The organism is Bradyrhizobium sp. BRP19 (assembly GCF_020194195.1).
GTDB lineage: Bacteria > Pseudomonadota > Alphaproteobacteria > Rhizobiales > Xanthobacteraceae > Bradyrhizobium > Bradyrhizobium yuanmingense.
In genome coordinates, this window is sequence record NZ_JADYVZ010000008.1 from 117334 (window position 1) to 131134 (window position 13801).

Consider the following 13801-nt stretch of genomic DNA (forward strand, 5'->3'; position numbering starts at 1 on the left):
GGCGCCTGATCTCTCCTGCTTGCATCAATGTTGCTCCGGCCGCGGCTCCGGCTGCGCCTCTTCCGTCGGCAGCTTCGCGCCCTCCCAGCCGTCGGTGCCGTCAGGATACCAGGCGATGTTGGCATAGCCGTAAGCGAGCGCACGCTTCGCCGCGTTCCAGGACATCCAGCAATCGGCGAGGCAATAGATCACCAGCAGCGCGGCCTTGTCGCCGCGTGAGGCGCGCGCAAGGCCACGCTGAAGATAATCGTCCATGGCGGGCGGCAAGTTGCCGTAGCCGGTGTCCGGCAGCCAGAAGCTGCCCGGAATGTTCCTGCGCGGCGCGTCACGCCACACCGTGCTCACAGGAAGGTTCTTTGGTTTCGGCGCGCGCGGCATCACGTCAACGAAGGTGCCGCTGTTCGCACGCCAGATCGCCTCCGCCTCGCCGGTCGTGAGCACGCGCGCGCCAGCGAGCGTCGCCGGCACCGGCGCGCGATAATTGTCGGTACGATATCCCTCGGGCTCGAACGGCTCCTGCTGCTGCGCGGACGCCGGGGCCACGAGCAAGGCAACGACGAACGCAGCGGCAAGCGGCCGGCTCATGGCGCCTTCTTGGCCGTCTCCGCGCCGAGCGGCCGGTTGTTCTCGTCCAGCAGCGGCACGCCGAAATCGAGCAGGATCTTGTTGATCTCGCCCTGGTTCTCCTGGATCACCCGGTTGAGCTGCCGCTTCCAGTTCTGGTCGGCGGGTCGCACGCCCATGCCGATGCGATAGACCAGCTTGGACCCGGTGGTCTCCTTGACCAGCGGCATGACGTGCAGCGAGGGGCCGGCTTTCTTCGCATAATAGCCGGCCATCGGTCCCCAGAGCACGCCGGCGTCGATCTTGCCGGCAGCGAGGTCGTCGATCATCGCCTGCGCGGAATTGTCGAAGCGCGTGTCGATCATCAGCTGATAGGGCTTTGCATCGCCCATCAGGCCTGCCAACGCCATATTGGTCGCCGGCGGCGTGCCGGCGACGATGCCGATATGCTTACCTTTCAGGCGTGCGTCCTGCAGCGTGTCGACGTCCTCGAGCCCGCTGCCAGTCTTCGCAACCAGTGCATAGGTCGTGCGGTAGTAGGGATTGGTGCCCTGCACGAGGTCGTCGCCCTGCGGGTAGCCCATGATGACGTCGCAGCGATGCGCACCCAGCGTCATGCGCACGAAGCCGGCGGCCTGCGGGAAGAACACGTAGTCCAGCTTCTTCTGCAGCTTGTCCGCCAGAAACTCGGCGAGCTTGTTCTCGAAGCCCTCGCCCTTCTCGTTCGAGAACGGCAGGTTGCGCGGGTCGGCGCAGACGCGCAGCACCTTCGGGTCGACCAGCTCGAATGAGAGATCTCCGGTCTCGTTGGTCTGCGCGATGGCGAGATCGCCATAGGCACACGATGCGATCACGATCCAGAGTGAAAACCACCAGCGACGATGTCGTCCGGCCTGCGTCATCGCGCTTCCTCCTCGTTTTGTTTGAATGTTATCCATGCAACGCATGACGCGCCACGTGTGCCAACTTTTGCCGGCTTTGCTTTGTTGCAGTGCAATGAGGCCAATCCTTTGAACTGAGGCGGAAAAGTGTCTCGCATCGCTCTCGTGATCGCAGCCTTGTCCCTGGTAGCAGCTACGCTAGCACGCGCCGGGGCGGCCGAATTGCCTGTGAGCGAAGTCGCGCCGGGAATCTTCGTACACTCCGGGGCCATCGCGCTGATGAGCCGCGAGAATGAAGGCGGCATCGCCAATGTCGGCTTCATCGTGGGAGACGACGCGGTGGCCGTGATCGACACTGGCGGCAGCCTGCGCGAAGGCGAGGCGCTGCTGGCGGCGGTACGAGCGCGCACGCAAAAGCCGATCCGCTATGTCATCAACACCCATGGCCATCCCGACCATGTCTTCGGCAATGCTGCCTTCATGGGGGAGGGAACCAGCTTCGTCGGCCACAGCAAGCTGCCGCAGGCGCTGGCGAGCCGCGGGCCCTTCTATCTCGACAATTTCAGGCGCCTCATGGGCCCCGAGCTGATCGATCCCGTGAAGATCGTACCGCCGACCCTGCTCGTAACGGACACGCTCACGCTCGATCTGGGCTCGCGCCGCTTGACCTTGCGCGCTTGGCCGGCCGGGCACAGCGACAACGATCTGACCGTGTTCGACGAGAGCACCAAAACCCTGCTTGCCGGCGATCTCGTCTTTCTCGGCCACATTCCGGTGATGGACGGCAGCATTCGCGGCTGGCTCGCCACGCTGAAAGAGTTGGAGACGATCCCGGCGCTGCGCGTTGTTCCCGGTCACGGTCCTGTGAGCGACTGGCCAGCGGCGCTGAGCGATCAACGACGTTACCTGTCAACGCTGCTGTCCGACGTCCGCGCCCTGAACAAGAGGGGCGCGCCGATCCGCGCCGCTGCGGACAAGGCGGCGGCGGACGAGCGGCCGCACTGGCAGCTGTTCGAGGACTACAACGCCCGCAACGCAACTGCAGCATTTTCGGAAATTGAATGGGAATAGCGGGCGCGCTACGCTGGCAGGAGATCAGCTTCACCTAAACCGAGGAGCATGACCATGACGGCATGCACACGCCGCCTGCCCCTGATTGCCCTGCTCCTCGGCATCGCCTTTGCCGTGCCGGCGCAGGCGGACGAGGCCTACGATCCCTGGCCGGGCCTGGTGCAGGACATCTTCAGCAACCGGCCGATGAACGACGGCGCCGAGGTCATCGGCATCGAGATGCCCTATCGCGCCGAGGATGCCGCCATCGTGCCGGTGACGCTGCGCAGCAAGCTGTCGCCCGGCGACAGCAGACGCATCCGTTCGATCACGCTGGTGATCGACCGCAATCCCGCGCCGATGGCCGCGAAGTTCGAACTCGGCCCGGACGCCAATGTCACGGAGATCTCGACCCGTGTGCGCGTCAACAACTACACCGACGTGCATGCGGTGGCCGAGCTCAGCGACGGCCAGCTCTACGTCTCCAAAGTCTATGTGAAGGCCTCCGGCGGCTGCTCGGCGCCGGCTGCAAAGAACGTGGAGGAAGCCAAGAACCGGCTCGGCCAAATGCGCTACCGGCAATTCGCCCGTGAAGAGGGTCCGGCAAGCCGGCTGCGCGAAGCGCAGATCATGATCGGCCATCCCAACAATTCCGGCCTGCAGATGGACCAGGTCACGCAGCTCTATATCCCCGCCTTCTTCATCAACCAGCTCAGATTGACGCAGGACGACAGCCCCGTGCTGTCGATGGAAGGCGGCATCTCGATCTCGGAAGATCCCAACCTGCGCTTCACCTATGTCTCCAACGGCGCCAAGCGCTTTCGTGCGGAGGCCCGGGATACGGACGGGCATGTGTTCCGCAATGAATGGGATGTGGAGAAACCGGGGACTTAGTTTCGTCAGACTTGCGCTGAAGCCCCCTCTCCCCTTGCGGGAGAGGGTGGATCGCCGCGTAGCGGCGAGACGGGTGAGGGGTATGTTTCCGCGCCCACCTGCCTCTCATGCTGGAATATGCCGATAGAACCCTCATCCGGCGCTTCGCGCCACCTTCTCCCACAAGGGGAGAAGGAAGATCGCACCGTCTGTGCCGCGATAGCTAAAAACACCTCACCTCGGCTTCCGCCTGCGCGCGCCTTAAGTCATTCACCGCCGAGTTGGCCTGCTCCGAGGTGCGAAACTGCACGCCGAGATCGCCGCGCACTTGCGACATGCTGAGCGCGGTCTCGGCGGTAACATAGCGCTCGTAGGGTATGATCGAGGCGACCACGTCGATGGAGCAGGAACATTGCTCGATCGCGGAGCGCGTCTCGCCGTTGGCCTTCATGCAGCCATAGACGTATTCCGCGCGCGCCGCGGTGGGATAATCATTGGCCTCTTCGGCCCGTGCCACGCATACGCTGGCAGCGAGCGCCGTCAATGCGGCGACAATCGGTCGTAGCCGTCCGGCCAGATCCATGCGCGTCCTCCCGCTGGTTGCGACCAAGGCTATGCTATGCGTATTGTGCTGAAAAGCACTCTGTCAGAGGAAACGGCTCACAAGGTGATGACAGTTTTGGCGCGAATTTGGGCGCTCGCAACGGTGCTGGCGCTAGCCGCACCTGCCGGCGCTGCGGACACAATCCGCCTTGCGGTGCAGAAGACCGGAACATTCTCGTGGGAGCTGGCCGCGATCCGAAGCGCCGGCCTCGACAAGGAGGCCGGCCTGGCGCTGGAGGTCACCGAGCTCGCGAGCACCGAGGCCGGCAAGATCGCGATGCGCGCCGGCAGCGCCGACATCATCCTGTCGGACTGGCTGTGGGTGTCGCGCGAGCGCACGCTCGGTGCGAAGCTCACCTTCTATCCCTATTCCAGCGCGCTCGGCGCCGTGATGGTGCCGGCCTCATCGCCGATCAAGACGCTCGCCGACCTCAAGGGCCGCAAGCTCGCGGTCGCCGGCGGGGCGATCGACAAGAGCTGGCTGCTGCTGCAGGCGCGGATGAAGCAGGACGGCATCGACCTCAAGTCGGAAGCAACCATCGTCTACGGTGCCCCGCCGCTGATCGCCGCCAAGGCGCTGGACGGCGAGATGGATGCGAGCCTCAACTTCTGGAATTTCTGCGCCCAGCTCGAGGCCAAGGGTTTCAGGCGCCTGACCGGCATCGAGGACATCTTGCCGAAGCTGGGTGCCAAAGGCGCGGTCGCCGCGGTCGGCTATGTCTTCGATGAGAGCTGGGCCGCGAGCCATAAGGAGGCCGTCGCGCGCTTCATCGCGATGACCCGCAAGGCCAAGGAGTTGCTGGCGACCTCGGATGCGGCCTGGGACAAGGTCGCGCCGCTCACCGGCACGACGGATCCCGCCCTGCTCAGGACCTACCGCGAGCGCTACCGCGACGGCATTCCGCGCCGGAGCATCGATGACGAGGAAAAGGACGCGCGCGTACTCTACCGCGTGCTGGCCGAGATCGGCGGCCGCGACCTCGTCGGCCCCGCAGCCGAGCTCGACCCCGGCACCTTCTATCATGCAGTCCCCGGAGACTGAGGTGCTGCGCCTGCTGTCGTTCGCCCTGTTCCTCGCGATCTGGTGGATTGCCGCGCTCGCGGTCGGCGGCGCAAAGCTGCCCTCCCCGCCGGCGGTGCTTCAGGTGATGATCGCGGAAGCATCAAGCGGCGCGCTGTTCCTGCATCTCGGCGCCACGCTGGCGCGCGTCGCGCTCGCCTTCACACTCGCGATGTCGCTCGGCAGTGCCATCGGCTATTTGATGGGCCGGGTGAAGCTCGCCGACCGGCTCGGCGATCCCTGGCTGATCCTGCTGCTCAACCTGCCCGCCTTGGTCGTGATCGTGCTGGCCTATATCTGGGCTGGCCTCACCGAGGCCGCCGCGATCGCGGCGATTGCCATCAACAAGTTGCCGACCGCCATCGTCACCCTGCGCGAGGGCACGCGCGCGCTCGACCGTTCGCTCGACGAGATGGCGAGCGTGTTCGCAATGCCGCGCTGGCGCGCCTTCCGCCACGTCGTGCTGCCGCAACTGGCGCCCTATATCGCGGCCTCGGCCCGCTCCGGCCTGTCGCTGGTGTGGAAGATCGTGCTCGTCGCCGAGCTGCTGGGGCGGCCGAACGGCGTCGGCTTCGAGATCGGCGTCGCCTTCCAGCTGTTCGACACGCCGCGGCTGCTGGCCTATTCCCTCACCTTCGCCGCCGTCGTGCTCGTCATAGAAACCTTGCTGGTGCAGCCGTTCGAAGCCCGCGCAAACAGGTGGCGGCCCCGTGCGGCTTGAGGTCGATATCACGGGCAAGACTTTCAGGAGTGCCGCGGGCGGAACGCACGAGGTGCTGGCGCCCGTCACGTTCGCGCTGCAATCCGGCGAGGTCGGCGTGCTGATCGGCCCCTCGGGCTGCGGCAAGAGCACGATGCTGCGTATCATCCTGGGACTGGACCACGACTTTGCGGGCCACGTCGCGCGACCGCCGGAGGCACGGATCGGCATGGTGTTCCAGGAGCCGCGCCTGCTGCCGTGGCGCTCGGTCGAGCAGAATGTGCGGCTGGCTGCGCCCGATGTCGCTGATGCCAAGCTCGCCGAGCTCTTCAGGATTTTGGAGCTGGAAGCGCATCGCGACCACTATCCCGGTGAGCTCTCGCTGGGTTTGGCCCGGCGCGTGGCGCTCGCCCGCGCCTTTGCCGTCGAGCCGGATATTCTGGTGCTCGACGAACCGCTGGCATCGCTCGATGACGCTCTCGCCGGACGCTTGCGCGATGAAATTGCAACGCTCGTCGCGAGCCGGCCGGTGATGACGCTTTTGGTGACACACAGCCTGGACGATGCCGTGCGCCTGGGCGACCGGCTGTTCTTCCTATCGCCGCGACCAGCGCGGATCGTGGCCGAGGTGCCTATCGGCATCCCGCGCGACACACGCGGCGAAGCCGAAATTGCGGCGATAAAGGCCGGCCTCGCGCAACGAACTCAAGGCGACCGCACTGAGCGAGATGCCTCATAGCCGGTCGCCTGGCGGACGTGCTAGATTAGCGGGCGGCGGAGCTGATGATGACACGAACAGTCGCCTTCGCAACGCTTGGTCTTGCAGCGCTTAGCCTCGCACTCGTTGCGGTGACGGCGGGCGCGCAGGACATGATGCGTGGCGTCGACCTCACCTCCCCCGCGATGGTCTCGGCTGAAATGACGAGGCCGGAGGTCGAGGCCATGTTGGCCAAAGCGAGCCCAAAGCAGCCTGCCGATTTCACCGGCAAACGCCTGTCGGGTCTCGATCTCTCGGGGCTGGACCTGTCCAACACGGTTCTCCGCGCCGCGCGGCTCAACAAGACAATACTTCGAGACGCCCGGCTGGACGGTGCGATCCTCGATCAGGCGTGGCTGCTGGATGCGGATCTTACCGGCGCAAGCCTGAAGGGCGCCAATCTGTTCGCCTCGCAAATGGCCCGCGCGCGTCTCGACGGTGCGAACCTGTCAGGAGCGCGCATCGCTGCCGACCTCACCGGCGCAAGCCTGGTCGGCGCCTCGATCGCGGACGCGAATCTCGGCGCCGATATGCGCAACCAGTCGATGGGACTGATGCGCGCGGTGCTGAGATCCGCCAAGCTGGAACGGCTGAACGCGCGCAACGCCGATTTGTCGCGCGTCGACCTCGAATTCGCAGTCCTCAGGGGCGCCGATCTGAGCGGCGCATCACTGAAAAACGCCCAGCTCGGCGGAGCCGATCTGACCGGCGCCATCGTCATCGACGCCGATTTCGACGGCGCCGATCTCGTCTCGGCAAAGCTGATCGCACCAAACGGCCTTGACCGCGCCAAGAATTTCGACAAGGCAAAGAACCGCGAGCGCCTGATCAGGGAATGACGGCGCCCTTTGGGAGGACTGGCTGATGCGTGGGGTTCTTGCTTTGATCGCGTTGTTGACGCTTGCCGGCGAAGCCGCCGCGCAGACCAAGGGCAAGGGCATCAGGCTCTGGAATCTCACGACGGAGACCATCTCCGGCTTCCAGCTCGCACCCGCCGGCAAGACCGACTGGGGTCCGAACCAGTGCCTGAATGACAAGGACAAGGAGGTCGACCACGACGAGCGGTTGCGTATCACCGGCGTCGAGCCCGGCCGCTACGACGCCAGGGTCAGCTACCCCAATGCACGGCAGTGCGTCGTCCGCGATATCGAGATCAAGGCGGATGCAGTGTTCTCGATTGCGGACAAGGATCTGAAGGACTGCACCAAGTAGCGTTCGAACCGATTCTGGCAGCTCACGCCTTGTCGTTCGGGTGCGGATATTCGCAGCGCCACTTCACCGCGTGCCACTTCGGATGCTCACCGACCCATTGCGCGATATAGGGCGGCGCGGCCATCGCGCATTGCCGCGGCGACCCGGAATAGTGGAACACCAGATGCCGCTCCTCGCAGGTCGCAGGCGAGAGCACCGCGCACACAGTCACCACCAGGTCAATCGGGTTCATGCCGGGATCCTCTCGCAAGGGGGCGATGGAGAGATTAGCACATGAAGCTACGCGCGAAGGAGGGGGAAGTTTCATAGCGCCGAAGCCTCGTCATGGCCGGGCTCGGCCATCCACGCCTTGCCTCGTGGAACAAAGAACGTGGATGCCCGGGCCGTCGCCTCGCCGAAGCGGCTTCGGCCGCGTAGCCGGGAGAAGCCCGAGCATGACGACCTTCCGTGCTAGAAGTTCACGCCAAACACCAATCGCGCCTGATGCCGCTCGAAATTGACGAGGTCGAGATTGCCGCCTGAGCCGGCCGGGCGCCCCCAGGCCTGCATGCTCCAGCTTGCGGTGAGCCGGGAACGCTCGGAGAGCTGGAAATAGGCGGTGGGGCCGACAAACAGGGCCTGGCCTGAGAACTCGCTAAGGCCGATGCCCTCATATTGCCGGAAGTAGCGCATCTCGCCGCCAAGCAGCACATTGGGCCGCACGCGAACCAGGCCGGCAAACGCGGCCCCGATCGTCGAGCTCTTCTCGGATGCCCCTCCAATCTCGAAGCGCGCCCATTCCGGCTGGTAGATCAGGTTGAGGGCGCCGATCGCGAAGTTCGGAATGAGTTCGCGGTCGAAGGCGAGCGTGAATTCGGTGCCGTACATCCGCCCTTTCGCGCCGCTGGTCTCGTCGATGCGGTCGCCGTGGAGCTCGGCCGCAATCGTGAAGCCGAATGGTGCGCGCTCGCGGTCGAGCAGGCGATAGCGCAGGTCAAGCGAGATGCCCTGGAAGTTGAACTGGCGGCGGTCGTCTATATCAGGGACGCCGGTGATGTGGTGCAAGCTGGCGGTGCCGCCGACCTCGACACGAAAATTCGGCAGCGGCACGACCTCGATCTCGACCTCATGTTCAAGGGCGCGATAAGCGCCCCCGCCTTTGCCGAAGCGCCCCGTCGTCTGGGTCTGGAATTCGCGCTCGCCGACATTGCCGATATCGGTGCCGATCATGAAGCCGAAGATGTGCTCGGTATCAAAACCTGCCTCGGCGCTGCTGCGCGCCGGCGCCAGCACGATCGCGCACACGATCACCGTCCAGAACTTGCAGGCTCTGCCGCCCATCCCGTGCCCCAAAGGCGCGCGCCGCTGTGATGCGGCAGCAGCGCTGACCGGGCGTCAGCGTAACACACTGCCGCAGAGCACGGTCGAAATTTTGCGGGGAAAGAATTGAAGCCCCTCCACGTGCGGCTTTCGCGCGATCCGCAAAGCATGGAGCACGGCGAGGCGCAGATCCGACACTGCCACGGCTCCGACGGCGTTTGCCATCGAAGCCGCGGCAGGTCGTCGGTCTTACTTGCGCGAGGCGCAGGCGTACATGTTGATTTCCATGCCGACCGGCACTTCCACGATCTTCGGAGCTTTCCAAGCCATTCGGGTCTCCCAAGGTATTGAGCGCGACATCGCGCGGCGAAAAACCTAGGGCTGCGTCGAGTGCAGTTCAAGCCTCGATTCGACTGCCGTCACGTCTGTGCCGATACTTCGCGGCCGCAATTTCTCTCTCGGACAAAGCAAGTTCCCTCCTGGTCAAACACGACCAGCGAGACACCGCCTTGTGCAATGCACCGCGCGTCCAATCGACAACGGTGCCGTCAGCAGTCCTTGTCGGCCATTTCGGCATTCGGCTTGGCGCCCGCGGCGCGCTGAGCCGCCGTCGGCTCGCTCTGCATTTGCCGCTGCGCATCCTCGGACGACGCCGGCGATTCACCGCTGGCCCGGTTCATCGTGCTGGTCGGCGGATGCTGGCTGCTATCGCTCGCCGAACCGGACGTGTGCGATTGCGCGGAGCCCACGGTGACAGGGCCAGAACCGGCATCCTTGTCGGTCTTGTCGGTGCTGGCGCTGCCGGTGTTGCAGGGACCGGCGACCGCAACCCCGGCGCTCAGCGTCAGGATTGCGCAGGCAGCAAGAAGGGAACGCTTCGTATTCATTTGCATCTCCTTTTCTCCCGCAGCGCAGCCCCGGCGCCGGCAGGACATGCGGAGAAACAGGCCGAGCAGCCCGATGTTCCCGAGCGTCAGGCCGGAATGATCGCAAACGTTACGCCCGTCATGCCCGTTCCGCTTGCGGCGCTTCACCGGAGCAATCGTACGAGCGCGCGCCCGGCACGCGAATTCAGCTCCTTCGCATCCAGCGTTCCATCCTTGTCGGGATTGGCTGCGTTGAAACGCTGCTCGACCACCGACAGATATTCGTCGAGGGTGAGGGTCCCGTCGCGGTCGGGGTCTGCCGCGGCGAGTTCTTTCGCGCTCAACCGTCCACGCAATTCGCGCGCATCGAGCGTGCCGTCGCGATCGGGATCGAGCTTTGCGAACGAGGCGGCGGCCACCTTCTTCACCTCGGCAAGATCGAGCGTGCCGTCATTGTCGGTGTCGAACAACTTGACCGCATTGCCGGAGGCCGACCACGCCGGACCGGCCGAAAGTGCAATCACAAGTGCAAGGGCAATCGAGCGAGCCGAAATCATCGAGACCTCCCTGACATAGCCCCCAGATCAATGGGGCAGAGCCGAGATAAACCCGCAAGCGGCTCTCGGTTCAAGTCCGGACCTGCAACTTGCGCGCGCCACAACCGGTAGAGATGCATTGCCCTGCTCCCAATAGTGCTTCGCGTCGCGGAATTTCTCAGCGTCTGCGCACAAGTTGGAGTTGCCTTTGTCAGGTTTCCGTCAGGTGACCGCCGACGATATCGGCACGGCAGTTACGACTTTCGTATTGACGCGTTTTGGTTTCCGACGGAGTGTTGCAGCCGCAGCGTCAAAAGGCGCGCATTTTGGGAGGAACGGATGAAACGCTTTGCGATGGCCGCGAGCCTCGTCATGCTTGCGTCAACCTGTGCAAATGCACAAACCACCGAGCAGCTGGTCAAGGGTGCGACCGACACATCGAACGTTCTCAATTACGGAATGGGCTACAATCTCCAGCGCTTCTCGACGCTGAAGCAGATCAACAAGGATACGGTCAAGAATCTCGTCCCAATCTGGAATTACAGCTTCAATGACGATCGGAGCGAGGAATCACAGCCAATCGTCTATCAGGGCGTCATCTACGTCACCTCGCACAATGCCACGATGGCGGTCGATGCCAAGACCGGCAAGCAGATCTGGAAGAGCAAGATCGAATATCCGGCGGAGACGCCGCGAATCGTCTGCTGCGGCATCATTAACCGCGGCGTCGCGATTCACGAGGGCAAGCTGTTCCGTACGACGCTCGATGCCCACGTGGTTGCCATCGACGCCAAGAACGGCAAGGAGCTGTGGCGGCAGAAGGCAGCCGACATCAAGGAAGGCTATTCGATGACGGTGGCCCCGCTCGTTGCCGACGGCGTCGTCATCACCGGCATTTCCGGCGCCGAATTCGGCACCCGCGGCTTCATCGACGGCTGGGATCCGGCGACTGGCAAGCATCTCTGGCGAACCCACTCGATCCCCTCGCCGGACGAGCCCGGCGGCGACACCTGGAAGGGCGACACCTGGAAGCTCGGCGGCGGCTCGACCTGGATCACGGGCTCTTATGACGCCGAGCTGAACACGGTGTATTGGGGCACCGGCAATCCCGGCCCGTTCAACTCGGCGGTGCGCCCCGGCGACAATCTCTACACCTGCTCCGTGCTGGCGCTGGATCCCAAGACCGGCAAGATCAAGTGGCACTACCAGTTCTCGCCGAACAATCCGTTCGACTACGACGCCGTGGCCGAGATGGTGCTCGCCGACGTGAACATCGAGGGCAAGCCGACCAAGACGCTGATGAATGCCAACCGCAACGGCTTCTTCTACGTGCTCGACCGCACCAACGGGAAGCTGCTCGCGGCTAATCCTTACGTGAAGGTGAATTGGGCGACCGGCATCGACATGAAGACCGGACGTCCGATCGAGACCGACATCTCGAAGGACGCACGCGAGGGCAAGAAGGTGACGGTCTATCCCTCGATCCTCGGCGGCAAGAACTGGGAGCCGATGTCGTTCAATCCGCAGACCGGCCTTGCCTATGCCAACACGCTCGCGTTCGGCGGCAGGTACAAGACCGAGCCCGTCACCTACAAGCAGGGCGAATGGTACCTCGGCATGGACCTGACCGACCTCTGGGAATACGGCGACGGGCCGCGCGGCCATCTCAAGGCTATCGATCCCATGACCGGCAAATCGAAATGGGAAGCGCCGAGCGACATTCCGCGCTTCTCCGGCGTGCTCTCGACGGCCGGAGGCGTCGTATTCTCTGGCGCGCTGACCGGCGAGTTCGAGGCCTTCGACGCCGACACCGGCAAGAAGCTCTGGCAGTTCCAGACCGGCTCCGGCATCGAGGGACAGCCGGTGACTTGGCAGCAGGACGGCGTGCAGTATGTCGCCGTGACGAGCGGCTATGGCGGCGTCTACTCGCTGTTCTCCGGCGACGAGCGGCTTGCCAACGTGCCGCCCGGCGGCTCGCTGTGGGTCTTTGCGGTCAAGCAGTAAACACGGGTACGATGCTGAAAGTGATCTCTCACAAGACGGCGGCGATGATCGCCGCCGTCGCGGTGCTCTCGGTCGCGCATGCGGCGACCGCCCGCGCCGATGACACCACCGGCAATACCATGCAGGCGCAGATCGACCATGGTAAGTCGACCTACGCCTCGAAATGCTCCCACTGCCACGGCCCCAATCTGATGAATTCCGGCACCGTCACGCCGGATCTGCGTGCCATTCCCGACGACAAGACGCGCTTCGTCACCACGGTGAAGAACGGCAAGAACAACAAGATGCCACCCTGGGCCGACATTCTCAGCGACGACGAGATCGGAAACCTCTGGGCGTTCGTCTCCAGCCGGAGGAAGCCATGAGGGGCCGGCGCGTTGCCTGGAGCGTTGCGGCCGTTCTGTCCGCGATGGCGTCGGTCGCTCTCGCAGCCGACGATCCTCTGAAGGTCTGTCTCGACGAGGACCGGCCGCCGCTCTCGGTGCATCGCCGCGACAAGCCGGATGCCGGCTTCGACGTGCTGCTGGCGCAGGCGATCGCCGAGCGGATGGGACGCCCGCTGAAGATCCAGTGGTTCGAGAGCAGGCTGGATGAGGATTCGAGCCCGCAGCTCGAGGCCAATGCGTTGCTCTCGGACGGGCGCTGCTCGCTGGTCGGCGGCTACGCGCTGACGCAGGATTCGCTTGTCGCACCCGGGATGAAGACGGCGCGCTTGCCGGGTTTCGCCGGCGCCACGCGCGACGATCGGCGGCGCCGCGTACCGCTCGGCGTGCTCGCGCCGAGCCAGCCCTACATCTATTCGCCGATGACGGTGGTGCTGGGGCCAAAGGCCCGCGGGCGCAAGGTCGGCGACATCGGCGATCTCGCCGGCCTTCGTCTCGCCATCGAAAGCGGATCGCTCGGCGACGCCATCCTGATGACCTTCGACAAGGGGCGCCTGATCGACAACATCACCCATCTCGTCCCCGGCCGCGACGATCTCCTCGGCGGACTCGAGCGCGGCGACCATGACGCGACGCTGATCGATCTTGCCCGCTTCGACGCCCATCGCGCCGCGCACCCGGACACGGCGATCACGGCGTCCGGCTACTATTATCCGATCGGAGCCAATCGCGGCTATGTCGGGCTCGCCAGCGATGGCGCGCTGATCGCGGCCGTCAACAAGGCGCTGACTGAGCTCACGGCTTCGGGCAAGATCGCCGAATTCGGCAAGCAGGCCGGCCTCACCTATCTGCCGCCGCGCGAGCCCGCGATCCTCGGCGATGTCTGGACGAAGATCATCCAGCGGTGAGGCTCCCGCGGCCCGAACGCAGTGCGAGCCAATGCGCCAATCTGTCTCGCCTGCGGCCCATGGCAGCGACGGCCTGATGCAGTAGGTTCGGCAAAAATCAGGGAG

Annotated in this window: 18 protein-coding genes; 10 read left to right on the plus strand and 8 right to left on the minus strand. The window is 64.6% G+C overall.

Going from position 1 to position 13801, the window contains the following annotated elements:
• Positions 1 to 24: 24 nt before the first annotated feature.
• Together I6F36_RS23730 and I6F36_RS23735 are read right to left on the minus strand one after the other, a co-directional pair.
• Positions 25 to 585, minus strand: a complete 561-nt coding sequence (locus tag I6F36_RS23730) for a PQQ-dependent catabolism-associated CXXCW motif protein (protein ID WP_036029396.1) — start codon at positions 583 to 585, stop codon at positions 25 to 27.
• A complete protein-coding gene (locus I6F36_RS23735; RefSeq protein WP_225112024.1) occupies positions 582 to 1466 on the minus strand; it encodes a substrate-binding domain-containing protein in 885 nt (294 codons plus the stop codon). Before I6F36_RS23735 ends, I6F36_RS23730 begins: the two co-directional genes overlap by 4 nt.
• 126 nt (positions 1467 to 1592) lie before the next feature.
• Between I6F36_RS23735 and I6F36_RS23740 the strand changes: the two genes are divergently transcribed.
• Both I6F36_RS23740 and I6F36_RS23745 read left to right on the plus strand, forming a co-directional pair.
• Positions 1593 to 2516: a quinoprotein relay system zinc metallohydrolase 2 gene (locus I6F36_RS23740; RefSeq protein ID WP_225127662.1), complete on the plus strand. Its 924-nt coding sequence runs from the start codon at positions 1593 to 1595 to the stop codon at positions 2514 to 2516.
• A gap of 54 nt (positions 2517 to 2570) precedes the next feature.
• Positions 2571 to 3389 carry a quinoprotein dehydrogenase-associated SoxYZ-like carrier gene (locus I6F36_RS23745; RefSeq protein WP_225112026.1) on the plus strand — a complete coding sequence of 273 codons (819 nt, stop codon included), beginning with the start codon at positions 2571 to 2573 and terminating at the stop codon, positions 3387 to 3389.
• 202 nt (positions 3390 to 3591) lie between these two features.
• On the opposite strand, the gene I6F36_RS23750 is transcribed toward I6F36_RS23745, so the two are convergent.
• A complete protein-coding gene (locus tag I6F36_RS23750) occupies positions 3592 to 3951 on the minus strand; it encodes a hypothetical protein (protein ID WP_109142938.1) in 360 nt (119 codons plus the stop codon).
• Between the two features lie 87 nt (positions 3952 to 4038).
• Here I6F36_RS23750 and I6F36_RS23755 point away from each other — a divergent pair, with 87 nt between their 5' ends.
• Genes I6F36_RS23755 through I6F36_RS23775 form a run of 5 tightly spaced genes read left to right on the plus strand, consistent with a single transcriptional unit; the run spans position 4039 to position 7700 of the window.
• Entirely contained in the window at positions 4039 to 5013 is a 975-nt protein-coding gene (locus tag I6F36_RS23755) for an ABC transporter substrate-binding protein (protein ID WP_109142937.1), read from the plus strand.
• A gap of 1 nt (position 5014) precedes the next feature.
• Positions 5015 to 5752, plus strand: a complete 738-nt coding sequence (locus tag I6F36_RS23760) for an ABC transporter permease (protein ID WP_036007920.1) — start codon at positions 5015 to 5017, stop codon at positions 5750 to 5752.
• The gene (locus tag I6F36_RS23765; protein ID WP_109142936.1) at positions 5742 to 6470 is read left to right on the plus strand and encodes an ABC transporter ATP-binding protein; all 729 of its coding nucleotides are present in this window, start codon (positions 5742 to 5744) and stop codon (positions 6468 to 6470) included. The genes I6F36_RS23760 and I6F36_RS23765 overlap by 11 nt, the downstream gene beginning before the upstream one ends.
• A gap of 47 nt (positions 6471 to 6517) precedes the next feature.
• The gene (locus tag I6F36_RS23770) at positions 6518 to 7327 is read left to right on the plus strand and encodes a pentapeptide repeat-containing protein (RefSeq protein ID WP_036007988.1); all 810 of its coding nucleotides are present in this window, start codon (positions 6518 to 6520) and stop codon (positions 7325 to 7327) included.
• Positions 7328 to 7352: 25 nt separating this feature from the next.
• Positions 7353 to 7700 carry a hypothetical protein gene (locus tag I6F36_RS23775; protein WP_225131824.1) on the plus strand — a complete coding sequence of 116 codons (348 nt, stop codon included), beginning with the start codon at positions 7353 to 7355 and terminating at the stop codon, positions 7698 to 7700.
• Positions 7701 to 7722: 22 nt separating this feature from the next.
• Here I6F36_RS23775 and I6F36_RS23780 read toward each other — a convergent pair whose 3' ends face one another.
• From I6F36_RS23780 to I6F36_RS23800, 5 genes are all read right to left on the minus strand, one after another.
• Positions 7723 to 7932: a hypothetical protein gene (locus I6F36_RS23780; RefSeq protein ID WP_036007926.1), complete on the minus strand. Its 210-nt coding sequence runs from the start codon at positions 7930 to 7932 to the stop codon at positions 7723 to 7725.
• 218 nt (positions 7933 to 8150) lie between these two features.
• Entirely contained in the window at positions 8151 to 9020 is an 870-nt protein-coding gene (locus I6F36_RS23785) for a hypothetical protein (RefSeq protein WP_051056922.1), read from the minus strand.
• A 228-nt stretch (positions 9021 to 9248) separates the two neighbouring features.
• Positions 9249 to 9329, minus strand: coding sequence for a pyrroloquinoline quinone precursor peptide PqqA (gene pqqA, locus I6F36_RS23790; protein ID WP_008562446.1), 81 nt, complete (start codon positions 9327 to 9329; stop codon positions 9249 to 9251).
• Between the two features lie 218 nt (positions 9330 to 9547).
• Positions 9548 to 10033: a hypothetical protein gene (locus I6F36_RS23795; RefSeq protein WP_225127670.1), complete on the minus strand. Its 486-nt coding sequence runs from the start codon at positions 10031 to 10033 to the stop codon at positions 9548 to 9550.
• On the minus strand, positions 10030 to 10422 hold the full coding sequence (locus I6F36_RS23800) for an EF-hand domain-containing protein (RefSeq protein ID WP_036007934.1): 393 nt from the start codon (positions 10420 to 10422) through the stop codon (positions 10030 to 10032). Before I6F36_RS23800 ends, I6F36_RS23795 begins: the two co-directional genes overlap by 4 nt.
• Positions 10423 to 10740: 318 nt before the next feature.
• Between I6F36_RS23800 and I6F36_RS23805 the strand changes: the two genes are divergently transcribed.
• The 3 genes from I6F36_RS23805 to I6F36_RS23815 are packed head-to-tail and all read left to right on the plus strand — an operon-like array spanning position 10741 to position 13696.
• The gene (locus I6F36_RS23805) at positions 10741 to 12405 is read left to right on the plus strand and encodes a methanol/ethanol family PQQ-dependent dehydrogenase (RefSeq protein ID WP_109142933.1); all 1665 of its coding nucleotides are present in this window, start codon (positions 10741 to 10743) and stop codon (positions 12403 to 12405) included.
• Positions 12406 to 12416: 11 nt separating this feature from the next.
• Complete coding sequence (locus I6F36_RS23810; protein WP_036007938.1) at positions 12417 to 12770, plus strand: cytochrome c; 354 nt, start codon at positions 12417 to 12419, stop codon at positions 12768 to 12770.
• On the plus strand, positions 12767 to 13696 hold the full coding sequence (locus tag I6F36_RS23815; RefSeq protein ID WP_036007940.1) for an ABC transporter substrate-binding protein: 930 nt from the start codon (positions 12767 to 12769) through the stop codon (positions 13694 to 13696). Before I6F36_RS23810 ends, I6F36_RS23815 begins: the two co-directional genes overlap by 4 nt.
• The last annotated feature ends 105 nt before the right edge of the window (positions 13697 to 13801 follow it).

Coding starts and splice junctions, on each gene's coding strand:
- I6F36_RS23750 (WP_109142938.1), bottom strand. CDS start 3,951: ATGGATCTGGCCGGACGGCTACGACCGATTGTCGCCGCATTGACGGCG.
- I6F36_RS23780 (WP_036007926.1), bottom strand. CDS start 7,932: ATGAACCCGATTGACCTGGTGGTGACTGTGTGCGCGGTGCTCTCGCCT.
- I6F36_RS23775 (WP_225131824.1), top strand. CDS start 7,353: ATGCGTGGGGTTCTTGCTTTGATCGCGTTGTTGACGCTTGCCGGCGAA.
- pqqA (WP_008562446.1), bottom strand. CDS start 9,329: ATGGCTTGGAAAGCTCCGAAGATCGTGGAAGTGCCGGTCGGCATGGAA.
- I6F36_RS23755 (WP_109142937.1), top strand. CDS start 4,039: ATGACAGTTTTGGCGCGAATTTGGGCGCTCGCAACGGTGCTGGCGCTA.
- I6F36_RS23800 (WP_036007934.1), bottom strand. CDS start 10,422: ATGATTTCGGCTCGCTCGATTGCCCTTGCACTTGTGATTGCACTTTCG.
- I6F36_RS23805 (WP_109142933.1), top strand. CDS start 10,741: ATGAAACGCTTTGCGATGGCCGCGAGCCTCGTCATGCTTGCGTCAACC.
- I6F36_RS23770 (WP_036007988.1), top strand. CDS start 6,518: ATGACACGAACAGTCGCCTTCGCAACGCTTGGTCTTGCAGCGCTTAGC.
- I6F36_RS23810 (WP_036007938.1), top strand. CDS start 12,417: ATGCTGAAAGTGATCTCTCACAAGACGGCGGCGATGATCGCCGCCGTC.
- I6F36_RS23785 (WP_051056922.1), bottom strand. CDS start 9,020: ATGGGCGGCAGAGCCTGCAAGTTCTGGACGGTGATCGTGTGCGCGATC.
- I6F36_RS23735 (WP_225112024.1), bottom strand. CDS start 1,466: ATGACGCAGGCCGGACGACATCGTCGCTGGTGGTTTTCACTCTGGATC.
- I6F36_RS23745 (WP_225112026.1), top strand. CDS start 2,571: ATGACGGCATGCACACGCCGCCTGCCCCTGATTGCCCTGCTCCTCGGC.
- I6F36_RS23815 (WP_036007940.1), top strand. CDS start 12,767: ATGAGGGGCCGGCGCGTTGCCTGGAGCGTTGCGGCCGTTCTGTCCGCG.
- I6F36_RS23730 (WP_036029396.1), bottom strand. CDS start 585: ATGAGCCGGCCGCTTGCCGCTGCGTTCGTCGTTGCCTTGCTCGTGGCC.